Here is a 23,544-nt window from a genome sequence, read left to right as displayed (position 1 = left end):
ATGCTTGAACAGAGACCTTCTTTAAAGTAACCTTATTTACATAAGTTATATCTGTTTAAGGACGTTTTTATCCGCGCCCCGCCATGGGCGTTTTTCAATTATGTAATCCGAAAGGAATAATCATGCAGGAAAAGCAAATTCGAGAATATATTCATTCAATTGTAATGGAAAAATGCACCCATAGCGAGGAAGCACGAAAAGACGCTTTAAAAGAATTTATAGCCATGACCATGCCCAATCTTGATGAGAACGCTATAAATACAGTTAAGGATATGATCCCGCCCATCACCGCTCTTTATGACAAATGGGCCAACATGTTCATAGACCGTCTGCTTGAAACTATTCCTGAAGAACAGATTCAGGAACTCTGCAACGGAACACCTGATAATAAAAGCGCACTGATACTTGTCTACATCATGTTCATGGAATCTGAACGGATGGAAAAACAGATTGCAGAAGATATTTCTGAATATGCCAGCACCCAGAATGACGAGGCAGGAAATCTGGCAAGCGAGTATATTCGAGCCAAACTCATGCAGATCGCTGAAAACCAGAAAGCTGCGGATAAAAAACTTCAATAATTTTAATAATTATAAAAACTAGCGAGGTCTTTAATGAAAATAGGCTGGATAGGAACAGGTGTCATGGGCCGCTCCATGTGTCTTCACCTTATAAAGGCCGGACACGAAGCTTATGTCTACAACCGCACCAAATCAAAAGCGGATGATCTTATCGCTGCCGGAGCAACTTGGTGCGAGACACCTAAAGAAGTTGCTTCAAAAGCAGATTTCATATTCTCAATTGTCGGCTTCCCTAAAGATGTGGAAGAAACAATCCTTGGAGAAAACGGCGTTCTGGCCGGCTGCTCAGCAGGAAAAACTATTATTGATATGACAACTTCAAAACCTTCACTTGCCGCAAAAATTCATTCTGAAGCAGCAGCTATGGGTGTTAAGGCTCTTGATGCACCTGTATCAGGTGGAGATCTCGGTGCGCAGAATGGAACTCTGGCCATCATGGTCGGCGGTGAAAGCGATGTTTTTGAAAAGGTTCTGCCTCTTTTTGAAATCATGGGCAGCACAATCCAGCTTATGGGTGCTCCCGGAGCAGGACAGCACACAAAAATGTGCAATCAGATACTGATCTCCGGAACAATGATCGGTGCGGTGGAATCCCTGCTCTACGCTCAACGCTCCGGCCTTGATAAGCAGAGTGTAATTAATGTTATCGGAACAGGTGCGGCAGGCTCATGGACCATCAACAACCTTGGGCCTAGAATTGCCAACAAGGATTTTGATCCGGGCTTCTTTATCAAACATTTTGTTAAAGACATGGGTATAGCACTCGAAGAAGCACGTAGAATGAATTTATCACTTCCCGGGCTGGCACTTGTTAACCAGTTCTACATTTCCGCAATGGCAATGGGATATGAAAATCTCGGAACACAGGCTTTGTATAAAGTTCTGGAAAACATGAACTCTGAAATGCCTCAATAAGCAACTCCGGGGAACTATTCAGAAAAAAGCTGCGTTCTTATAAAGAACAGCAACAAAATTAAAACCAATAAAAAGCAGAATCCTGTATGCAAAAAATCATACAGGGTTCTGCTTTTTTTTAATCCTGTAACGAAACTCCCTGCCTTTAATCAATTAACATAATATCAGTGAGTTAGGTCTGATCGTTAATGAAGCTGAAATTTGGGAATTGCCTTTTCAGAGTACAGAGGTCTATAATAGATTTAATTAAATTTTCACATCGTCAGACATTGGAGGGTATGTTTTGAAAGTGTATAAAAATTTAAGCCTGCGAAACAAGATCATGATTCCTGTAACCGTTGTGGTCGCAGCAGTTCTTGCCGTTATGATGACTGTGCTGATTTCAAAAGTTCAGAAAATATCTGAAGATTCCGCCTTCAAAACAGCCGAGGAGATTTCTTACAGACACGGAAATGAGATTCAAACCAAACTTGAACTGGCTTTCGATTCCGCCAGATCATTGTCACTTGTCCTCAAAACCATATTTGAAGATGAGAACGGTTCACAAAATCTGGTTCTAAAAACCATGCGTGATTTTCTAAAAGCCAACTCAGGGCTTGCCGGAGTCTGGGCGGATATTAATACCGAGGTATTTGGTAAATCTGATCAGGGTTCATTTTCTCCATATATACAACCCGGAAATAATGAAATTCAAAATATCAATGATCTGAGAGGATCAGAACTGGGCCGTACTCTAAGAGCTGCCCAAAATTCCGTAAAAGACTACATATCCAGACCATACAATGAAAATATAGCAGGCCGGGAAACAACTTTAATAAGTCTTTGTATACCGGTTAGAAAAAACGGCGTAAGAATCGGGACAATAGGTGTTGATCTCCCGGTTGAGGAATTAGCTGCGGAAGCAAAAGGCCTGCACCCCTTCGGTAACGGATACGCAGTAATACTGAGCAGTCGCGGAGTTATTCTCTATCACCCCAAAAAATCCATAATCGGAAGCAAGTTATCAGAAATCATAGGCTCGGAAAAAACAGCAAAAATTTTTGATGCCACCTCTGTTGACCAGCCCTCCTCACTAACTCTTACTGCTGCCGCAACCGGAGATAAATCATATTTTATCTTCACGCCCATAACAGCAGGAAAAACTGATGAAAACTTTGTTTTTGCAGTCTCCGCCCCGCTTGATTCTGTGCTGGCCCAGTCAAAACAGATTAGAAATCTTTCAATAATGCTCGCTTCAGGAGCCATAATCTTACTTTGTCTGCTTATCTTCTTCCTCGCAAAAACTATTGTGAATCCTATACTCAGAGGCCTTGAATTCACCAAGCTTATAGCTTCTGGAGATCTTAGAGCCACTCTGAACCTCGACCAGAATGATGAAATCGGACAGCTTGCCGGAAATTTGAACAGCATGGGTGGCCGACTGCGCTCAGTTATCGGAGAAGTTCAGCAGGCTATAATGAACGTAGCCGCAGGATCAGAGCAGCTTTCGTCATCATCGGAGAGCCTCTCTCAGGGAGCGACCGAACAGGCAGCCAGTGTTGAAGAAGTTTCCTCTGCAATGGAACAGATGGCTGCAAATATCAGGCAGACAGCCCAGAATTCAAGACAGACTGAAGACATCGCCATAAAATCAGCGCGTGATGCCGAAGAAGGCTCCAAGGCTGTAAATGATACTGTCAGTGCAATGAGAGAAATTGCCGACAAAATACTTATTATTGAAGAAATTGCCCGTCAGACCAACCTTCTTGCTTTAAATGCGGCCATTGAAGCTGCCCGGGCAGGAGAGCACGGCAAAGGTTTTGCGGTTGTTTCTTCCGAAGTACGAAAACTGGCGGAAAGATCAGGAATGGCTGCAACCGAAATAAAGGAACTCTCTGCAAACAGTGTCGGTATTGCCGAAAATGCAGGTAACAAGCTTAATGAAATGGTTCCCGATATCAAACGGACAGCAGAACTGGTGCAGGAAATATCCGCAGCCTGCAATGAACAGAATGCCGGATCTGAAAACATAAACAAAGCCATAAGTGAACTGGATAAAGTAATTCAACAGATAGCTTCATCATCAGAAGAAATGGCCTCATCATCAGAAGAGCTCAGCGCGCAGGCCGAGTCGCTCAGAGGAAGTATATCATTCTTCAAAGTGGAAAATTCTACCGGAAATTCCAACCGCCCACAGCAAAGGCGGCCTCAGACTGCAAAACTTCCGGCAGGCAGTAAAAAGACTGCAGCAGTTCCAAAAGCTGAAAGGAAAACAAAAGAATCCTATGACTCAATCACAAGTTCTGATTCAGGGACAGGAATAAATCTTGATCTGGATGAGGACTTTGAAAGATTCTAAAATAGATAAACCCCGCCGGACTGTATAAGTACGGCGGGGTTTTTTCGAGCTTTCCATAGCTGGCGAAGCTAGGAAATAAAGTAACGGACTGCGGCCACAACGACCATTCCTGTAGCTACAGTGCCGAAAAAACTTCTGGTTAAAAACATTACCGCAAACGATGGTATCGCTGCCCATAAAAAAAGATTTGAAAAACTGAAATCGAGTGCTCCCTCATGGATAAGCAGTGAAGGGAAAAGCAGAGCTGACAGCACAGCTGAAGGAACATAGCTCAACCAGCGGGTGAGCACAGGCGGTAGATTGCGCGAAGATAAAGCCAGCGCTGGTAAAAAACGTGGAACGTAAGTTACAACCATCATACCCACGATTGTCAGCAGAATTAATTTCTGGTCCATGAGAGTACCACCCCGGCGGTAGCGCCAATTAAAGTTGCAATTATCACATTCCACTGGTTGACCCCGCCAAGACTCAAAGCTGTAGAAAGAACCCCTGCTCCAAGAGCTACAAGCAAATGTGAGCGGTCTTTAAGCTGGGCTACAAGAAGAGCTATAAACATTACCGGCAGAGCATAATCCAGCCCCATAGGTTTAACATCTGTTATGAGCGTACTGGAAATTATTCCCAATCCCGTTCCGAACACCCATGCCAGCTGGGCTATACAGTTGATCATATAGGTTTCACGGCGTGAATTTTCTCCGGCAGCAAAACGTGTCGAATGCAGGGCAAAAGTTTCATCCGTCAGCTGAAACCCGAAACACAGTATCCCGAACTTGCTCCATTTTTTAAGATAAGGGGCAAGCGCGGCAGACATAAGCATATGACGAAGATTTACGATAAAAGTGGTAATTACTATGGAGATAAAAGAGCCACCGGCAGCGAGCAGTCCAACAGCAATAAACTGAGATGACCCGGCAAAAACCAGAATGGACATGAGCAGGGTGTTGTCTATGGATATCCCTGTCTTGCGAGCCAGAACGCCATAGGCAAAACCAACCGGAAGAAAACCAAGAATAATGGGTGCGACCTGTTTAAGTGCATAAATCAGGCTTTTACTTTTACTGTAATTCTGAGCTGTTAAAGTCGATTCCACTTGTCACTCCATAAAAATTTAAACAAGCCGAAGGAAATATACATTTCCGTTTAAGAGACTTGCCAATTTACACTAAATCTGCAATCAGTACAGATACAGTTTTTTATAACTTTGATCATAACAGATTAATCTGTAGCCATTAATATCAGAGCCACTGAAATGAGCATGCTTTCAACAGAAGATGAATATAAATACAGGCGGGTCGAACAGGCCATTACAGAAAGAATCGAATCCGGAGAACTGCACCCCGGAAGTAAGCTGCCGTCATTAAGGCAGATCAGTTCATCGTTAAGGGTTTCGATATCCACGGTCACCCATGCCTATGAGGAAATGGAATGCAAAGGCATAATAGAATCACGTCCGAGATCCGGGTATTATGTCCGCGGAGAGTTCAGACGTATTCCTACCCCGTCTATTTCGGTTCCGGCAACTATTGAACCGAGTCTCGTAAATAAAGGTACTCTTATCAGAACTTCGCTGGAAACTGTGGGTAATGATGACCTGCTTCCGCTGGGAGTCGTCTGCCCCGGCAGGGAATTGCTGCCCTACAAAAGACTGGCTAGAATAATGAACGGGGTTATCCGGGACTACAGCGATAAAATGCTCGACTACCAGCCCATCGCGGGCAACCTTGAACTGCGCAGACAGATTGCTTTCCGCTCCATTGACTGCCGCTCCGATATAAGTCCTGATGAAATTATTATCACCACCGGGGCTATGGAAGCCCTTTATATTGCACTGCGGACTCTGACCAGAACCGGAGACATGGTTCTGATTCAGTCACCGACATATTACTGTTTCCTACAGCTTCTGGAAACTCTGGGACTCAGAGCCGTTGATATTCCTGCGTGTCCTGAAAAAGGTATTTCTCCCAAGGATATCAGCCATGCCATAGAGACTTTTGATATCAAAGCCTGCATCCTTTCACCAAACTTCAATAATCCTGACGGCAGCCTGATGCCGGATGAAAACAAGCAGGAAATAGTTTCCATGCTTGCGAAAAAGGAAATTCCTCTGGTGGAAGATGATGTTTACGGAGAAATATTTTTCGGCTCACACCGCCCCAGAACATTTAAGAGCTGGGACAAAACGGGCGGAGTAATTCTTTGTTCTTCGTTTTCTAAAACCATAGCTCCGGGATACAGAATTGGATGGCTTGCTCCGGGGAGGTATATGAAAAAAGCCATGGACATTAAAGCCACAACAAATGTGGCCTGTGTTTCCCCGACCCAGATGACCATAGCCCAGTATCTGCGCGAGGCGCATTACGACCGCCATCTCAGAAAATTAAGAAAGGCTTTAAAAGAACAGATGGAATTGATGAGGGCGGCCATTGGCAGGCATTTCCCGGCCGGGACTAAAGTCAGCAACCCGCAGGGAGGTTCTGTTTTATGGGTTGAACTCCCTGAGGGCTGTGATGGCGTTGATATTTTTTTCAAAGCCAGAGAAAAAGGTATAGGCATAGTACCCGGAACCATTTTTTCACCTAGAGATGACTATTCCCGCTTCATCCGCATAAGTACCGGAGCGTTGTGGTCTGAAAAAATTAAAGCCGGTATAAAAACTCTGGGACAGTTGGCCGCCGGTAAGGTTTAAGCCGGGGAACAATCGGACAACGCTTTCTCGACCATATCGGCACAAACGGCTAAATCTGTTTCAGGATCAGTTTCAATCATAGCCAGTTGCAGGTTTACTTCACGCTGGATTTCAATTTTATTAGGATTGAAATACCCTTTCCATGAGGCAACGGCGTCCGAGCCACGCCCCATACGGCAGAAGCATAACCCCAGATAGAGCGAAGAAAAATTGTCTTTGCCAAGAATTTTCAAGGCCCTGCTAAGTTCTACCCGAGCCTGAATATATTTGCCTTCCAGATACAGGCAATGTCCGAGGCGTTTTCTGGCATCAGAATTTTCCGGTTCAATCCTGACAAAGGTCTTATATTTTTCAGCAGCTTCAGCATATCTGCCGTTTTCATAAGCTACATTGCCCTCGGCCAGCAGCTCAAGGTCAAGTTCACGGGCAGCGATAGGCTTCGATACGGTATTGGGATTTTCACGTTCCTTAAGCTTTCGCAGTCCCCCGAAAAGGAATCCTCTTCTGGAAAGTCTGCGGGATTTTTTTTCATCTGCCATTTATACCTCCTCTTTTACGAGGCCGGAGTGTATCCATAAAACAACATAAGGCCAAGAGGTTATACAATCCCCGCTTTACCGAAACGCCATCCGGGGCTATAAACAGTTATAAATCCTACTTGAGAGGTTGAACATGAAAAAAACAAATCTGCTTTTACTTTTAGCTCTTACTATATTCTTTTCGGCATGCGCCCTGCCCTCAGCCGGAAACAGATATGGAGAAAATGCTCAAACATTCACTGTTGCCCTGCTGCCATGGCACACCACCCAAATGAATTTTGACTATAAATATACATGGACAATGACTCAGGGCCTCATAAAGGCCGCAGCACAGGCCGGAAACTTCAAGGTTATCAGTTCGGCTTATTACGCCTACCCCGGTTATGGCATCAGCAAACAGGACATAAGCAGTGAGCTGAAATCAACACTCTGGGTCCGCCATAAGTATGGCAAGTATATGCCGGATAAAAAGACCGCTCTGAGCCTTGTCAAAGCCTCCGGGGCGCAACTCGGAATATTGTACGATGTGAGCGCAGACAACGGCAGTTTTGATGGCGGAGACTCCACCAATACCAAGTCAGACAGTATAAGAATTTTTATTGTGGACGCATCGTCAGAAACAATTGTATCAGCCTTTATCAGAACAGATTTCCTGAGAGGTCAGGGATTTATTGATGCTAAACAGGTAACTCTCAATGGTTTTGACGAGTTAATGAATTCACTTAAATAAATCTTAGTCAGCCGGAAACAATCAACTGCGGCCATATTGCCTAATTCAATCGGACTTAAAACAATGCTCAGCAACTTTATAAAAATCATAACTCTTACGTTCATACTTCTGACCCTCCCGGCAATGACCTTTGCCGATTCAAAAGGCAATTGTTCAGGATGGGATAAAGGAAGCACTTACAACCGCCTTTATGATTATGAAAACCGTGACATGTTCAGAGGTTACATAAAAAAGATAATCAAAATAAAACCCATGAACGGCATGAGTGAAGGCATTGGTATTATTGCTGAAGATTGTGAAGATGGCGAACAGGTCGTGGTTCACCTTGGCCCTGAAAGTTTTGTCAGCCCGTTAATAAAGGATCTTGTTCCCGGAACAATGGTTAAATTTTACGGGGTGCTTGTTGAAATAGGAGGGCAGTATGCATACATGTGCTCAAAAATTCAAAAAGACGGAGACCATCAGTACAAATTCCGCAAACCTGAAAACGGAACCCCGCTTTGGGCAGTTAAATAAACTATCCAGCAACAGCTTATCGAATAAGTCTATCTTAAAAAACTATAACAACATATCGTAATAACTATCTATATATGACCAAAGAACTGATTAAAAAGACCTCCGATATATTGAACCTTCCGCTGAAAAGCGTTGAATCAACTGCTAATCTTCTGAATGAAGGTGCTACAGTCCCGTTTATTTCACGTTACCGCAAAGAAGCTACAGGCTCACTTGACGAAGTAGCCATCATATCCATCCGTGATACCTTAGCCAGACTGGAAGAACTTGAAAAACGGCGTGAAACTATTATCACCAGCATTGAAGATCAGGATAAAATGGACGATCAGCTGCGCCGGAAAATACTAGCGGCTGAGACAATTGCCGAGCTTGAAGATATTTATCTGCCCTATCGTCCGAAACGTAAAACCAGAGGATTAATGGCTCAGGAAAAAGGTCTGGAGCCGCTTGCAGTTAAAATTTTTGCTCAAAAATGCAATCCGCTGGTAGAAGCTGAAAATTATATTTCTCCTGAAAAAGGCGTCGAGAATATAGAGCAGGCCTTAGCCGGAGCCAGAGATATTATTGCCGAAAAAATAAGTGAACACAGCGCAATCCGCCAGAAATTACGTAATATTTTCCTACGCAGGGCAACTCTTTCATCCAAAGTTTCCAAAGGGATGGAAAATGAGGGCGCAAAGTTCAGAGACTGGTTTGACTGGAGCGAACCGGCTGCAAAAGCTCCCGGACACAGAATTCTCGCACTCCTCAGGGGAGAACGGGAAAAAGTTCTTAAAATTTCAATACGCCCTGACGCCGATTACGCCATCGACCTTATTTCAAAGACTATTGTGCGGGGTAATTCCCTGGCATCACAGCAGGTTTCCATGGCCTTAAGCGACAGCTATAAACGCCTTCTTGCTCCGCAAATGGAAACAGAGCTGAGGTCGGAGCTGCTGAAAAAAGCCGAGACTCAGGCTATTTCGGTCTTTGCATCAAACCTTAGAAAAATTCTGCTGGCAGCACCACTTGGCAATAAACGGATTATGGCACTTGATCCCGGTTTCCGAACCGGAGCCAAACTGGTCTGTCTGGACGCTCAGGGTCAGCTTTTGCATTACGACAATATATTCCCGACCACATCACAGTCCAAAAAAGCCGAAGCCGCTGAAACGGTAAAAAAACTTGTTGCTGAATTTTCTATTGAAGCAATTGCAATCGGTAATGGCACTGCGGGACGTGAAACTGAAAGTTTCGTAAAAGAGCTAAACCTGCCCTCGGATATAGAAATAGTAATGGTTAACGAATCCGGGGCATCTGTATACTCAGCTTCCGAAGCAGCAAGAGAAGAATTCCCGGACTATGATGTCACTGTACGTGGAGCGGTTTCCATCGGGCGCAGGCTAATGGACCCTCTTGCCGAGCTGGTCAAAATTGATCCTAAATCCATCGGAGTCGGGCAATATCAACATGACGTTGATCAGAACAGCCTGAAAAACTCGCTGGATGAAGTGGTTATGTCCTGCGTTAATAAAGTTGGTGTAGAACTCAACACGGCAAGTTCAAGACTGTTGCAGTATGTTTCAGGCCTTGGCCCTGTTCTGGCAAAAAATATAATTAAATTCAGAGATGAAAACGGTCCGTTTAAGTCACGTAAAGAACTGCTCAAAGTTCAGCGGCTGGGACCTAAAGCATTTGAACAGTCCGCTGGTTTTCTGCGTATAAAAGGAGCTGCTGATCCCCTTGATGAAAGTGCAGTCCATCCTGAACGGTATAAACTTGTCGCTAAAATGGCTGCGGACTGCGGTGTTGATGTTTCAAAACTCGTGGATTCCGCTGAAGCCAGGTCATCAATAGATCCCAACCGCTATATTAGTGATGAAGTAGGTCTCCCGACCTTGAAGGATATCATCTCTGAACTGGCAAAGCCCGGACGCGACCCCAGAGAAAAATTCAGTTCGATGCATTTTGATGAATCGGTGAAAGAAATTTCAGATCTCAGTGAAGGTATGGTTCTTCCCGGCATCGTGACCAATGTGACAGCCTTCGGTGCTTTTGTGGATATTGGAGTTCATCAGGACGGACTGGTACACATAAGTCAGTTATCGGACACTTTCATAAAAAATCCGGCTGAATTTGTATACGCCGGTATGAATGTGCAGGTAAAGGTGCTCGAAGTTGACGAAGCTCGGAAAAGAATTTCTCTTAGTATGAAAGGACTTCATAAACCCCAAAGCTAACTAAGATATAATTTACCTGAGCCTGATTTTTATGAACTATGATTCTCATAGCGGTTAAAACATAAAGGCTCTCTGTTCAGAATATGCTGCTGTAATTAGCAGCAGTAAACAGTCAACAGGCGGATTAGACAATGAGATTTCTTATCGCAGACGACAACAGATTCAGCATGGAGCTGATAAAGTCAGTTCTGGAAGAATATGGAGAATGCGTCTGTGCAGAAGACGGGGTTATTGCTGTTGAAGAATTTAAAAAATCCCTGAAGGATGGAAATCCTTTTGATCTTATCTGCCTTGATATACGAATGCCGCGTATGGACGGTCAGGAAGCTCTGTGTAAAATCAGAGAAATTGAAAGAAAAGATGGAGCAAGCATTGAGCATGACACGGTTGTAACCATGATAACCGCTCTTGATGACGAGATGCACATCACAGAAGCTTTTTTAAAAGGTAATGCCACAGGGTACATTACAAAACCTATCACAAGGGAAAAATTGATAGACGAGATGACTCTCTACGGTCTGCTCTGCTAACCCCGTTTATTTTTTAGAAAATTCAATTCCGGGAAGCATGATGTATTTTTTTTCCTGCTTTCTTTTACGATGCAGCTTCAATGTCTTCGGCAGGATTCCGAAACGATATCTGTGCAAGGCACAGTCCTTTTCAGGACATTCCCTTACAGCTGACCTGTCTCCCACAGTGCAGCAAAGGCAGAACCTGCGAATAGCCCTCAGATAGACCCGCTGCTCATCTTCAGGACGGGGGCCGCGCAAAGAAAAAAACTGGCACTTTTCATCCGGGCATTCGCGCACAAGTGCCGGGCTTCCGCCCATGCACCACAAACAATGGGCGCGCACGCTCTGCTGAGGATTTTTCTTATTCTGACTCAAGATAACTCCGTTGCTTCACTTTGAGATTTTGCCAAAATTCATATGACATTAATTTCGACGACAGTAATTGCAACACTTATCCTCTTGAGATCAAGACAATTTATACTTTTTTTCTTAATTATAAGCTGACAAAGACACAAAACATATTTAAATCAGGCTGTTATTCTTCTGTCCAGCTGATTTCAACCTTTCGTTTTCCCCACTCCCTTGCAGCTTCAAGGTCGACACCGAAATAAATATCAATCTTGTTTCTCCAGCGTCTATTCATTTTATCAAGTACAGTATATTCGCCTTTCAAGCCCTCTATCTTAACTTTAGTACCCCGAGTCAGCCCCTTTTTAAGCAGATCTCTTGAGACGGCAATAGCTTTTATCCCCGGCTTGAGCTTATCTCCCCATGCGCCCACAAAAGGAGTGTCGGAAGTCTGCCATTTAAATGAATTATATGCGGTTGCATTGACCAGTCTTGTTTTTACATCATCGCCTGAACAGGCACTGAGAACTGAGAGCATCAGGAATGCCATAAGCACAACCAATCTTCCGGCCATAGAATCTCCCTGTAAATAATTTCAAAAAGCTGCAAAGCGGGGCTTCAACTTTTATATCAATAACATAAATATGTTTACTTTTCAAAAATTGCGCCGTCCCGGCACACGAATTCACTTTCAGCCACACTTTCAAGAAAATCGTAATCATGGGAGACAATGAGCATAGCAATATCAAGAGATTTCAAAATATCAGACAACCTTTTGCGCATATCAGGGTCAAGATCATTGGTGGGTTCATCAAGAATTAACGCGCGCGGTTCCATGGATAAAACCGTTGCAAGGGAGACAAGTTTCTTTTCACCGCCTGAAAGGCGGTAGGGAACCCTGTCCTCATAACCTTCAAGGCCAAGCTCTTTTAGAGTCTTTCTGGATATATCCACAGCTTCCACAGCTGTTTTGCCGAGGTTGAGCGGCCCGAAAGCAACGTCTTCTAAAACAGTAGGAGAAAAAAGCTGGTCATCAGCCTGCTGAAAAAGAAGTCCGACGTCCTGACGCAGCAGTCTGAAATCCTTCTCTGATTTCATAACCTTACCATGAAACAGCACTTCACCTGATTCAGGCTTAAGCAGGCCCATCATGATATGCAGCATAGTGGTTTTTCCGCTGCCGTTGTGTCCGGTCAAGGCAGCCTTCATTCCCGGTAAGAGATCAAAATTAAGATTTTCAATAACTCTGGGACCACCCATATATCCAAAACATATATTTCTGAGACTTAAAATTGCATCATCCACCGGAAATCCCCCCGGGTATAGTCAAGAAAAACAGCACCTAGACTTACACAGACAACAAATCCCAGCAACATCCAGTCGGCGCTGCAAAGTCTGAATTTTCTAAGGGTATGAAAACGGCCGTTAAAACCACGGCAGAGCATGGCCTGCCAGACTCTATGCGCTCTGTCGAAACTGCGTACCAGCAGCATTCCAACCAGCCATGCGTAAGTTCGATATGTTCTGAGGTTATTACCGGCAACAAAGCCCCGCATGACAGCCGCCCTGTGCAGTCTGGTATATTCTTCACGAATCACATGCACATATCGGTAAGTGAACGAAAAGAGACGGCAAAAAGAATCAGGCAGATGAAGGCACTGCATACCTGCCCCAAGCGTCTGAACGGGCATGGTCGCAAGAAAAGAGGTCAAGGCCAGAACAATACCGTTGGACTTCAAGGTAATGATGAGCGCAAGCTCGACACCTTCTCTGGTCGCCGTTAATCCGTAAATTTTAAAAAGCTCATGCCCTTCGTGTGAAAAAGGTATGAATATCCAGAGAAAGGCTATAAAAAAATTTACTGCGAGCAGCCTGCGCAGGAGCAGCCAGAAATCAAGACGGGCAAGTATCACAAAAAGTATCCCGGAAATCAGAATACTCAAACCTGAATTGATGTTGGAAGCAATTGCCCCGGCTACAGAAAACAGGAAGGCGCACACAATTCTCATGCCGGGATGCACATTATGAATTGGTGAACTGCCAGATGAAAAAGGTTCCCTGATTGTGTCCAAACTTCCCTCCTGAAAAGACGTAGAAGGAGTAACACGCAATCAGAGTTCATGCAATCCGGGACACTTAGAGGTTGTATAACGGTTAATTTAAATAGAATCAGTAACATTTTTAAATGTAGCGTATAAATGAATTTAATTTTATGTATATTGACCTTTATATACATATAGTGAACCATACCGCTTAGTTTTACTCATAGATTCAAGAATAATTTTACGGAGCTACAGTTGCAAACCACACACAATGAACAACTTAAAAAAATTATTGATGAAGTCGGCAGTGAACTTATCTGGAGACCTGTTACAGACTTCAGTCAGAATCAGATAGCTGATGGAATAGGTTATGATATCGATGGAATAGACCCGGAGTTCAAAGAATTAAGTTTTGAAAATAAAACGGTATGTGATCTGGGATGCAACCTCGGTCATTACTCTTTTTACGCATGCAGGCGCGGTGCTTCAAAAGTTACCGGGTACGATATAGAGCCCAAAGTAATTACCGGAGCACAAAAAATTTGCCGCTTGTATGGTATTGATTCTGTAGATTTCAAGGTCTGCAACTTTGCCGAAGAGTCTCCCGAAAAAATGCATGATATGGGAATGCTTATTGATATCCTCGGCAAAAGGAGCATCAGTAAAGGTCTTCTGGTGCCTATACTGAAAGGGCTTGAAAAACGTTCCCGATCAGAGATGCTGCTCACTTTCCGTCCTGAGTATTATATTGAGAAACATTTCAATATGACTATAGACAATTTCAAAAAAATTTACCCCGAAGCAAAAATTGAAAACGGAAAATTCAAACTGCTGGATTTTGTCTGCAACCTTTTCGCTGCCGACTGGAATCTCATATATGTCTCTTCAAAGGATGAAGCCGGGGAACAATACAAACATACCGTTTTTTTCAGAAAGAAATAACAATCCGGCTTGCTATTGCTCCTAGCCGGATTTAACAGTACCCCCAACATGTTTTTTCCAAAAACGGAGCGCAGTGATGAAAAATAATACAGACGAATTCATAATGGATCAGATCGGGGTCGAAGACAGCGGCAAAAAGAAAGTTTTTGGACCCGGAGCAGCCAAAGACCAGATCATAGGCGGCAGGGATTCAGGTAACGTATTCATACTTTGCCTTAACGATGACCTGCGCGATGAAATTGCCGAAGCTCTTTCCCAAAAGCTTGATAAAACTTTTGTAAAAATAAGCAGAAAAGACGGAACTCCTGCAATTATTGCAACAGCTGAAAAAGACAACCAGATTGTAAGCCTTCCCCGTGGAGCAGCCCTTGCTTCCAAAAATCGCGAAATTTTGAAAAATAACGGGAAAGTTCTATTTATAATGTGTGATTTCGCATCACTTTTGAAAGCAACTGACGGCAGTGAAGAGGCTCGCAGCGAGATTACAATTCTCATTAACCGTTTTGAGCCTAATTTTATGAATACGGCCCACCATATTATCAGGGGTGATCAGAGCCTTGAAGAAATGATTCAGGATGCACTTGAAAAGATAGCAATCTGATTTTAAATTATATTTTTAGCATAAATATTAAGAGGGTTGCCGTCAGTTGTCGGCAACCCTCTTAGTTTATAAAAATAAGAACTAAGATTAAAATCTTAAAGACAGGCAGGTAAGTCCCCCATCCATTTTTCTAAACTCAGTCATTTCAACTTCAACTGGATTCAATCCTTCTTCAACCAGTGCCGCTCTGGTTTTAGGAAAACCGGCAGGCATTAAAAGAGTCTCACCAAGAAACAGACAGTTCGCTGCGTAACTTTCGCCTTTCGGGGCAATAATTTTTTTAAAATCCTTAAATTCAGGTCTATCAGCAAATCTTTCGGCAATAAGAAGTGTATTTTCAGCTACCTGAGACATCTCTGTTTTAAGGTGGGGAATGCCGTTTTCAAAAGGAACACAGATACATTTATAACCTAATTTTTCAACAACAGCCGCAAACTGATCACAGCCGGACTGATTGGTGCGCTTGTCCACACCGACATAAAAAGTATCCTTCACAAGCATTACATCTCCGCCTTCCATAAAACCGGGATCTGTTATTTCGAACAGTTCAGAGACGAATGTTTTGAGATAAGATTTCATATTTTCAACTTCGCCGCGTCTTGGTCCGGCTCCCGGACGTGCTATGATTGCAGCCACTCCTGAAGCTGTAGGAATCATTACGGCTACGTCTTCCACAAAAACTGAATCCGGGTAATCTTCCTGAGCTTCCAGAACGGTCACTTCAACTCCGGCTTTTCTTAAAGCTTCCACATAACCTTCATGCTGGGCAAATGTGAGTTTCATATCCGGTTTTCCAAGGTCTGCCCCGGTGATGCCGCTTGCCATATCAGCGGCAGGAGTTCTGACTATCGCTTTTGTTATCATTACAAAGAGTCTCCTTTAAGCATATTTCAACATATAAAGTTTTATAACATTTGATTTTTTTAAGCATAAAACAGAGCACAACAATATTAAGAACCTTCAGAGGTACAAGAGCGAATTATTAATAATTTCAGGGATTGTCCAGAGCTAAAGCCATCCGCTATTCAGTCTTACCTGAAAATAAAAATCGTAAACAAGCAATAATGAATAAGCACATATAAAGCTCACATCATTGCGATATGCACAATAATATAACTTATAAATCAATTAAAACTAAAAATTTAAACATATTTTAAAACTAATATTGTTTTGTTTTAAATTAACCTGAAATATTTTTTAAGTAATTGTTGTACTAATTGCATACAGCTCAAGTATAGCTTTGTAGTGAACACTCATGACTTTAATATATTTTAAACATCAAATAAAAAGCGCTAGCAGGACAATTTTACACTAATAATATGGTTGTATTATCAGTTTTATTAACGAACAAAAGTAGAGTTATTTTAAAAATCAATTGAATTTACTTTTTTTATATATTCATATAGCATTTTACTATTGTAAAAAGAATAAAATTTAACAATGTTGCAACATTTAAAACTTGCATTATAAATTATATATACAGCATTCACTATTATTCTAAAATTAGAAAAACACTGCTGTACTTCCCAAGGGGTCATGATGAAATCTAATCAGAAAGAAAAACATTCAACTCACTTTTTACAGTTCATGCCTGAAGTTGCGAATTGTCTTAGTGTGTTAACACGGCTGGACAGGCTATGGACAATGGCAATACTCACCGGCAAAATTAATTGCAGTAGAATTGCCCAAAACCTGATTGATTTCATTATAAAAACTCAGGACAACTTTTCCGGCTTGAAACAGAATCTGATTGAGGTTCTGATCAGGGAAAACACTCAGAAGGTCATTCTTGAAATATCTGCGGTAGCACAGGTTATTATTGATATTCTTAAAAGAAATCTCTTTGAAAGAACCGCTGATGTTGGTTTTCTGGCAATGGATGATGATCTGGTAAGATTTCTTGAAAAAAGTGACCGGACGGAAGATGACATCGCTATCATTGAAGAAAGATTAAAAGAGTACCGGATAAAATATACAGTCTATAGAGAAATTGTTGTGCTGGACCTTGATGGCAACGTCTGTGCCCATCTCGACAGCACTAACAACATAACCCATTCATCAGATCCACTGCTTGCTGAAACCCTTGAAGCTGAAGAGTATGTTGAAACATACCGCCATAGTGATCTTAATCCCGACCATGACAATGTACTGATTTATTCTCAGGCAATTAAATTACCGGAGACAGGAAGACCATTGGGAGTCCTTTGCCTTATTTTCGATTTTTCAAACGAAATGAAGGGCATATTCCATAACCTTGCTGAATTCTCCAATGATACTATCCTTCTTGTACTTGATGATCACGGTAGAGCAATTGCTTCAAGCGACCACAATAGTTTTCCAATCTCTAAACGGGCTGAATTTTCTTTAACAGAAAGCTTCACCATCCAAACTATAAATAACGTCGAATATCTGGTTAAAACCGTTAAGACCAAAGGTTATCAGGGCTTTATCGGCCTTACATGGTATGGATGTGTTTTAAAAAAGATAAATACCGCTTTCAAAAAAAATGAAAACCTTTCCATAGACGCAGCATCCATCCGTGAAAAAGCTTTTTTCTCAGGACAGCTGACTTACGTTGAAGATTCTTCCGAAAACGTACTTTCAGATCTGGAGCTGGTTGTTCAAAATGGCGAAATAATGGCAGCCAAAAAGAGCATCTCGCCCAATAAGGTTGAGCAGATGGAAGGCCGGGCCTTACCCCATATCCTAAAAGAAATTAAAAAAATCGGTGACAACGTTCAGAACGTTTTTCAGAATTCAACTGACAAGCTTCTGGAGCTTGTAGCATCCTCAAGAATGCATGAAACCCAGTTTCTGGCCAGACTCGCCATAGATATAATGGACAGGAACTTATATGAAAGAGCTAACGACTGCCGCTGGTGGGCACTTAATTCCGATTTTAAAAAAATACTCGGTTATGAAGAAATAAGTGATGAAAACCGTAACCACATGCGTTCTATACTTAAGAATATCAATGACTTGTATACAGTTTATACAAACCTTTTTATATACAACCGTAAAGGTATGATCATCGCCTGCTCGAATCCGGATGAATATGACAAAGAAGGCATTGTTCTGGATCATCCTTTTATCACAGGAACCTTGAGAACAACTGATCCTGAACTCTACCATGTTTCGGACTTTTTCAGTACGGAACTATATTCAGCGGAAGGTTCGCAGCGATATACCTATATTTACAATGCCGCGATTACAGATATTGAAGATGAGTCCTTAACACTTGGTGGAATAGGAATTGTTTTTGACTCCGAACCTCAGTTTAAAGCTATGATAGAGGATGTTCTTCCACGCGATTCTGAAGGAAATATTGTAAATTCCGAGGGAATATTTGTTGAAGCCAACGGAACAGTAATTTCATCAACAAGTTCGAACTACAAACCCGGTGATATAATCAAAATTGACAGAGAATTTTTCTCTCTGGATTGCGGGGAATCATGTGTAAGGCTTCAGGAAACCGAAGAAGCTTTATACGCTGTAGGCTGCGCCCATTCATCAGGATACAGGGAATACAAAAACAATGGGACCTATGAAAATGATGTCCTGAGCATCATAAAAGTCCAGATTTAAGATTCTGAAATATCTCAGGAGCACAGGCTGCTAAGTTTGTGGTACTCGCACATGCTTATGGCGTTAGAGGAACAAGTCGTCCCTTACCCTATGCAAAAGAAATTATCCCGAGCAGAATTGCTATCGCCCTGCCTGATAAACCTTTATAAATCAGGCCATAGAGTCGTTGATCTTTATTTTAGCTCTGCTGTTAAACAAATACTGCCGGCAGGTAGTTAGGAGTTTCTTCTTAGATATTCGGCAGAATCCTACTCTTGAAATATTTAATGCTCTCTTCAAAATCAACCTGACTGTGGGGCTCAAGAGTATATGTCGGGGCAGTGGTAATCTGTTTGAGCCTTTGAACAACATGATCCCAGTCTATTGAGCCTTCCCCGATGGCAAAGTGAGAGTCAGCATTTCCATTATTATCGTGCAGATGGAGATGGCGAAGATATGGCAGAAATGTATCAAACCAGAAATCGAAATCGTTATTCTTGTATCCTTTTGAAAAAGAATGCCAATGCCCAATATCAAAGCAGATTCCAACATTACTGCGATTAATATCTTTAACCATGCCCGTAATAATTTCAGGCGAAATTTCGTGAGTATTTTCCAGACACAAATCAGGATGACCGGGCCAGTAATCACTTATACTTGAGATAGTTTCGCAGCAGTAATCAGCGGTTCTCTGAAAAAGGTCAGGCTCAAGCCAGCTTGTTAATGAAGGATGCATAACCATGCGCAATGGTGAATACATGGCAGCCACATCCATTGCGGATTTCATTATTTCAATAGTGGCCAGACGTATTGCCCTGTTGAGACTGCCCGGTTTTAAATCCAGAAAAGGTAGATGGACCGTGCAGGAAAGCCCAGCATCTGAAATCCGTTTTTTAATTGTTTCCAGCCAGTTCCTGTTAAGACATTCACCATCAAGACAGTCAAGGCCCAGCTCCGGATTGATTCTTCTACTTATAAAGATGTCGAGGTATTCAGGATTACTGTGTATATATCGCAAAGGAAGGTTTACAAAAAACTCTGGAACAGCTGTCATATTTTCTCACCGGGAACTTCTGCTTAATTAATTTTTTCTTTCCCGAAAGATACAGACTTCGAAGCACTCTGTATATAGCCGCTTCCGCGTAACTCCATACTTCCCAACAAGGAAAAAGTTGTTCCCTGTCTTAGGGTAAGATTCATACTCTGGCCGTTACTGATGTTGAAGCTCTGCCCCCACGCGACAGGTTCACCACCTATAAAAGGCTGAATTTTAGCAGTATTACCGTTACTCCACACATCTTCAAGAGTATAACTTCCAGCAGGCAGAACCCTGCCTGAACCTTTCTGCCAGCCCATAAGAAAAATGCCGCCATTAGCATCTTTAAGCTTCAATGCCTCAATTTTTCTCGGGCTTATGGAAATATCAAAGTGAGTCCTTTTAACACCCGGAGTTTCCCGCACTACACGAAAAACTGAAGTTTCATTACCAGAACTGTCAAGCTCATACTTCTGCATAAAATTACCGGGATCAGCGATAATTTCATATCCGACATCCTGACCATTGTTGGAGCTTAATGAAGCCACAAAACCTTTCAGGTTAAGTATTTCTTCCTTATGACTCCCCAATACACCTTCGAGTATAATCTGGTCGCCTTCAACAGCCTTCAAAACACCGGAAGCAGGAATAAACTCAGCCTTGCCGTTCAACCAGCACACAAAAACCGGGTCCTGCTGGCTTGCCTCAACACGCTGAAATCCTTTCCAATTTACTTTTGAAGTTGAAAGCCTGTCTCCATCCATATTTACTTCAATCGATGGAAAAGGAGAAAGCGCCATGCGCGGAGCATTTAAAAGATTAAGCCCCGGTCTGTCAGAAGCATATACGGCAATAGCCGGATCAAGCCCGTTATCTTTAAGCTCTCTTTCTGAAGTTTCTACAACTGACCCTCTGGCAAGGTTAAGTGAACTTCCGGCAAGGGGCCTTCCATTGATAGAGATACTGATCTTTTCACTGTTTTTGCCTCGGGGAAGTGAAAAGTCAGGGACTTCAAGTTGCAGTCCGAATTCTTTTAATAGAAAAACAGTGGCCTTCAACTGCTGGTGAACTTTCCAGTTCACATTCATTATATCTTTACTGACTTCCACAGCCATTGCCGGGATGCCTCTCTCCACAAGAGTATAAAAAGTCAAAGACTTGCGCATCTCAGGATAATGGGTGGCCTTGGCAAAGGTATCGGTATTGAAAAGGGTAAAATGATATGCGGAATTTCGAATCTGGCTGTTTAATTTTTTTATGGCCTTGGTACACATATCTGCAAGATGGATTTTCCCCTTGTAGATTTCAGTATCAATAATAAATGACTGGCCATACCTGTCAGGATTTCTAAGTACGCCTTTATATGTCGGACAATAGAAACCGCTACCCTCATGAAGATGAATAAATCCGTCAGCATGCCCCACTAAAAAACGAATAGCCCGGGCAAGCCTGTCTTCATAAAAATGGTTGTAGTCCCTATCAAAACGGCGGTTTAGATCGACATTTATCTGTCTTCTGCGCTTAAGAATAGACGGTTCATTGGCTCTGGGAACAATGATAAGGTTCCCCTTCTTAAGCCGTGCTTTTGTCAAAAGCTGAGCCGTAAAAAATCCAGAGACTTCATCTCCCTGAATTCCTCCCTGAACCATAATAGTAGGCCCGGGAAGATCACCCTTTATCCATGTAACACGCAATGGATACTGAGTTCCTTTAAAAAAAGTGTACTCATTAACCTTCTGTGCCGCAGCTGTTCCGCAAAAGAGCAGGCAAAGCAGCAGACTAGTTATATATGCCTGAAATCGGATAAACTTCACTGAAAATCAACTCGTGGTCTGAAGTGTTAATTTTAAGACGCAAGCCGTAAATATCTTTCAGATCGACATCCCCGGGAAAAGGAAATCTGGTTCTGACAACTTTGAAACGCTGAATCTGAAAAGACAGATCGTCATGGTTTGATTTTACTTTTGCAACCTCACCATCATTCAAGACCAGTTCAAGACCGATAAGTCCGTTGAGTGATGAAGAAGTTTGAAGATTGTTGAGATCAAGGCTTAAAGCCAGACCGTTACCGGACTTGCGCAGCTTGATATTCTCAACTCCGGCCCGCATAAGATTTTTATAATTAAGCAGTTTGCTGAGATTAAGTCTGCTTTTAGGCTCAACTTTTTTCTCTTCCAAAGGAACAGCTGTAAGAAGACTTTGAAGTTCATTAGGATCGTAAGAATCAAGAATTTTGTTGACGTTCTGCAACCGCTCAAGCTGGACAGCTGACTTATTAAGCTCCTGACGAAGTGTAATCTTATCTTTTTTAAGTTCTTTATTACTCTTCCAGAAGGTATACCCTGCCCAGGCTCCACCGCCTGCGCATGCGATCATAACGATGAGAAACCATAAAAAGAATTTAAGCAACACCGGGCTTAAACGATACCGTTTTACGGTGTCATCATCTCGCATGAAGAGAACATTGTATTTAGTTTTGCTCATCTGAGCCTGCTCCATTGTTCTTCGATTATGCGCCAACTTTCTCCTGCGGGCCTCAGCACGACAACTTTTCTTCCGGTGTCTTCATATCCGGAAGAATCCTTATAATTCTGCCGAAAACTTACTTTAAAGCCTTCCGGGCATTCTTTTATATTAAGGGTCTTAAATTTGATTGCAGACGGCTTCCTCTCAGTCCACAACTCTTTCTTCTGCTCCCGGATATCTGCGAGACCTTTTCTATTTCCCTGTAACACAGATTCGTCATAAAAAGTCAGATATTTTTCCAAATCAGCAGAAAGCCAGCTCTCCCGCCAGTCTTCAACAAATTTTTCTATAGCAGGAGTTTTGCGATCCAGATATTTACGGTGTAAATCCGAAGGTCTCGGCCCGAATTCAACTCCGACAATCTTCCACTTGTCTCCAATTTTCTGCCAGTAAAGCCTTTTATTGGTGGAAGAAACATAATTTCTGGAGCGATAGAACTGGTCAAACCATGTAACCCAGTAATCAGGACCCTGAAGAGCTTTAATGTTGAAAAGCTCAATATCAATCCATGGAGTGCTCTTGAAAATTCTCTCTTTGTGCTTTCTAAAAGCCTTAAACGAGGTATTTTCGGAAATTTCAAAAAGTCCGGCATCATAGTAATCAAAAAAGGCAGACTGTTCGTTTTTCCAGCTATCCGCCCAGCTCTTAACTATCTTTTCAAACCGTAAAGCCTCCGCAGCATTTCCGCCGCCGGATTCAGACCAGTCAACAGTATTACCTATGACAACCGGAAAACCTGCGGATATATCCTTATCAAGGCTGCTTATGTTTTTATTGGCAATAGCCACGCACCCCTGAGTATCCCTTGAGACAAGTTTCTTACCTCTCCCGTGAATCCAGATGCCATAACCTGTTTTACCTTTTATCCTGTCTACAGGATTAGGGAAATCAAGCGGGAAAGCCATATCACCATACAGCTCATAATTTTTCAGCCCTGTCCTTCTGCCGCTGGTGAAGTACACTCCTTCAGGAGTTTTCTTATCACCTTCAACGAGCTTGTCGCCTTTAATTTTACCAGTGGAGCATGAGAAGGTTTTGACAGGTCTGATCGGACTTTTATGGATCAGAAGAAACATCTTCTGTTCGTCCTTGTTTACTGCAATAACTGATTCAGGGGTAAACTCACTTCCCTCTATGTGAGCTTTCCATCCTGCTGCCGCCACCGGGCTCAAAGAACCGAGTAAAATAACGGCTGTAAAAAAATATACTTTAAAATTCAGCTTCATATAATACTTACCTAACCATAAGCTTTACCAGATGCACTTTAAAATAGTTACATGCAGTCATGGCAAAACAGGTCCCCTCCTCTTAAATAATATAAGTGCTGTTTTACACTCTGAAACGAACTCTGCTCAAATTTCATAGTGATATATTTTGTAGAACTAGCAAATACAATGATTACTATGCGCACAAAGAACCATACTACGAAGTATTTATCATGATTATTAA

General features: G+C 42.4%; 23 protein-coding genes. 11 read left to right on the top strand and 12 right to left on the bottom strand.

The window, feature by feature from the left end:
• The first annotated feature begins 122 nt into the window (after nt 1–122).
• The 3 genes from G496_RS0108650 (at nt 123) to G496_RS20550 (ending at nt 3,834) form a co-directional block, all read left to right on the top strand.
• Complete coding sequence (locus G496_RS0108650) at nt 123–581, top strand: hypothetical protein (protein WP_027178934.1); 459 nt, start codon at nt 123–125, stop codon at nt 579–581.
• Between the two features lie 33 nt (nt 582–614).
• A complete protein-coding gene (locus G496_RS0108645; RefSeq protein ID WP_027178933.1) occupies nt 615–1,496 on the top strand; it encodes an NAD(P)-dependent oxidoreductase in 882 nt (293 codons plus the stop codon).
• 289 nt (nt 1,497–1,785) lie between these two features.
• Complete coding sequence (locus G496_RS20550; protein WP_245577887.1) at nt 1,786–3,834, top strand: methyl-accepting chemotaxis protein; 2,049 nt, start codon at nt 1,786–1,788, stop codon at nt 3,832–3,834.
• 68 nt (nt 3,835–3,902) lie between these two features.
• On the opposite strand, the gene G496_RS0108635 is transcribed toward G496_RS20550, so the two are convergent.
• Together G496_RS0108635 and G496_RS0108630 are read right to left on the bottom strand one after the other, a co-directional pair.
• Nucleotides 3,903–4,229, bottom strand: coding sequence for an AzlD domain-containing protein (locus G496_RS0108635; RefSeq protein WP_027178932.1), 327 nt, complete (start codon nt 4,227–4,229; stop codon nt 3,903–3,905).
• On the bottom strand, nt 4,214–4,924 hold the full coding sequence (locus G496_RS0108630) for an AzlC family ABC transporter permease (protein WP_027178931.1): 711 nt from the start codon (nt 4,922–4,924) through the stop codon (nt 4,214–4,216). Before G496_RS0108630 ends, G496_RS0108635 begins: the two co-directional genes overlap by 16 nt.
• A gap of 159 nt (nt 4,925–5,083) precedes the next feature.
• Between G496_RS0108630 and G496_RS0108625 the strand changes: the two genes are divergently transcribed.
• Nucleotides 5,084–6,520, top strand: coding sequence for an aminotransferase-like domain-containing protein (locus G496_RS0108625; RefSeq protein WP_027178930.1), 1,437 nt, complete (start codon nt 5,084–5,086; stop codon nt 6,518–6,520).
• Here G496_RS0108625 and G496_RS0108620 read toward each other — a convergent pair.
• Nucleotides 6,517–7,059 (bottom strand): tetratricopeptide repeat protein, encoded by a 543-nt coding sequence (locus tag G496_RS0108620; RefSeq protein ID WP_027178929.1) that lies wholly within the window; start codon nt 7,057–7,059, stop codon nt 6,517–6,519. The genes G496_RS0108625 and G496_RS0108620 overlap by 4 nt on opposite strands.
• Before the next feature lie 133 nt (nt 7,060–7,192).
• Here G496_RS0108620 and G496_RS0108615 point away from each other — a divergent pair, with 133 nt between their 5' ends.
• The 4 genes from G496_RS0108615 (at nt 7,193) to G496_RS0108600 (ending at nt 11,054) form a co-directional block, all read left to right on the top strand.
• Nucleotides 7,193–7,789, top strand: coding sequence for a hypothetical protein (locus tag G496_RS0108615; protein WP_027178928.1), 597 nt, complete (start codon nt 7,193–7,195; stop codon nt 7,787–7,789).
• A gap of 36 nt (nt 7,790–7,825) precedes the next feature.
• On the top strand, nt 7,826–8,305 hold the full coding sequence (locus G496_RS19225) for a MamS/MamX family magnetosome protein (RefSeq protein WP_051294930.1): 480 nt from the start codon (nt 7,826–7,828) through the stop codon (nt 8,303–8,305).
• A gap of 74 nt (nt 8,306–8,379) precedes the next feature.
• The gene (locus tag G496_RS19220; protein WP_034632847.1) at nt 8,380–10,524 is read left to right on the top strand and encodes a Tex family protein; all 2,145 of its coding nucleotides are present in this window, start codon (nt 8,380–8,382) and stop codon (nt 10,522–10,524) included.
• Nucleotides 10,525–10,655: 131 nt separating this feature from the next.
• Nucleotides 10,656–11,054 (top strand): response regulator, encoded by a 399-nt coding sequence (locus tag G496_RS0108600; RefSeq protein WP_027178927.1) that lies wholly within the window; start codon nt 10,656–10,658, stop codon nt 11,052–11,054.
• A gap of 6 nt (nt 11,055–11,060) precedes the next feature.
• Here G496_RS0108600 and G496_RS0108595 read toward each other — a convergent pair whose 3' ends face one another.
• The 4 genes from G496_RS0108595 to cbiQ form a co-directional block, all read right to left on the bottom strand.
• Nucleotides 11,061–11,411, bottom strand: a complete 351-nt coding sequence (locus G496_RS0108595; protein ID WP_027178926.1) for a hypothetical protein — start codon at nt 11,409–11,411, stop codon at nt 11,061–11,063.
• A 160-nt stretch (nt 11,412–11,571) separates the two neighbouring features.
• A complete protein-coding gene (locus G496_RS0108590; protein WP_027178925.1) occupies nt 11,572–11,958 on the bottom strand; it encodes a 3D domain-containing protein in 387 nt (128 codons plus the stop codon).
• A gap of 74 nt (nt 11,959–12,032) precedes the next feature.
• The gene (locus G496_RS19215; protein WP_156900621.1) at nt 12,033–12,689 is read right to left on the bottom strand and encodes an energy-coupling factor ABC transporter ATP-binding protein; all 657 of its coding nucleotides are present in this window, start codon (nt 12,687–12,689) and stop codon (nt 12,033–12,035) included.
• Nucleotides 12,671–13,456 (bottom strand): cobalt ECF transporter T component CbiQ, encoded by a 786-nt coding sequence (gene cbiQ, locus G496_RS0108580; protein WP_027178924.1) that lies wholly within the window; start codon nt 13,454–13,456, stop codon nt 12,671–12,673. Before cbiQ ends, G496_RS19215 begins: the two co-directional genes overlap by 19 nt.
• A 225-nt stretch (nt 13,457–13,681) precedes the next feature.
• Here cbiQ and G496_RS0108575 point away from each other — a divergent pair, with 225 nt between their 5' ends.
• Nucleotides 13,682–14,368: a class I SAM-dependent methyltransferase gene (locus tag G496_RS0108575; protein ID WP_027178923.1), complete on the top strand. Its 687-nt coding sequence runs from the start codon at nt 13,682–13,684 to the stop codon at nt 14,366–14,368.
• Between the two features lie 76 nt (nt 14,369–14,444).
• On the top strand, nt 14,445–14,969 hold the full coding sequence (locus tag G496_RS0108570; protein ID WP_034632842.1) for a shikimate kinase: 525 nt from the start codon (nt 14,445–14,447) through the stop codon (nt 14,967–14,969).
• Between the two features lie 87 nt (nt 14,970–15,056).
• Here G496_RS0108570 and G496_RS0108565 read toward each other — a convergent pair whose 3' ends face one another.
• A complete protein-coding gene (locus tag G496_RS0108565; protein ID WP_027178921.1) occupies nt 15,057–15,833 on the bottom strand; it encodes a dimethylarginine dimethylaminohydrolase family protein in 777 nt (258 codons plus the stop codon).
• 675 nt (nt 15,834–16,508) lie between these two features.
• On the opposite strand from G496_RS0108565, the gene G496_RS0108560 reads away from it, so the two are divergent.
• Nucleotides 16,509–18,554 carry a cache domain-containing protein gene (locus tag G496_RS0108560; protein WP_027178920.1) on the top strand — a complete coding sequence of 682 codons (2,046 nt, stop codon included), beginning with the start codon at nt 16,509–16,511 and terminating at the stop codon, nt 18,552–18,554.
• Nucleotides 18,555–18,783: 229 nt separating this feature from the next.
• Here G496_RS0108560 and G496_RS0108550 read toward each other — a convergent pair whose 3' ends face one another.
• The 4 genes from G496_RS0108550 to G496_RS0108535 are packed head-to-tail and all read right to left on the bottom strand — an operon-like array spanning nt 18,784 to nt 23,321.
• A complete protein-coding gene (locus G496_RS0108550; protein WP_027178919.1) occupies nt 18,784–19,587 on the bottom strand; it encodes a sugar phosphate isomerase/epimerase family protein in 804 nt (267 codons plus the stop codon).
• 23 nt (nt 19,588–19,610) lie between these two features.
• Entirely contained in the window at nt 19,611–21,383 is a 1,773-nt protein-coding gene (locus G496_RS0108545) for a M99 family carboxypeptidase catalytic domain-containing protein (protein ID WP_027178918.1), read from the bottom strand.
• A complete protein-coding gene (locus tag G496_RS0108540; protein WP_027178917.1) occupies nt 21,349–22,053 on the bottom strand; it encodes a hypothetical protein in 705 nt (234 codons plus the stop codon). Before G496_RS0108540 ends, G496_RS0108545 begins: the two co-directional genes overlap by 35 nt.
• Nucleotides 22,050–23,321 (bottom strand): L,D-transpeptidase family protein, encoded by a 1,272-nt coding sequence (locus G496_RS0108535; protein WP_034632839.1) that lies wholly within the window; start codon nt 23,319–23,321, stop codon nt 22,050–22,052. The genes G496_RS0108540 and G496_RS0108535 overlap by 4 nt, the downstream gene beginning before the upstream one ends.
• Nucleotides 23,322–23,544 lie beyond the last annotated feature (223 nt).

The sequence above is a fragment of the Maridesulfovibrio bastinii DSM 16055 genome (assembly GCF_000429985.1).
Lineage (GTDB): Bacteria > Desulfobacterota > Desulfovibrionia > Desulfovibrionales > Desulfovibrionaceae > Maridesulfovibrio > Maridesulfovibrio bastinii.
The sequence above is the reverse complement of the archived record's forward strand: the minus strand, read 5'-3'. Positions and strand labels throughout refer to the sequence as shown.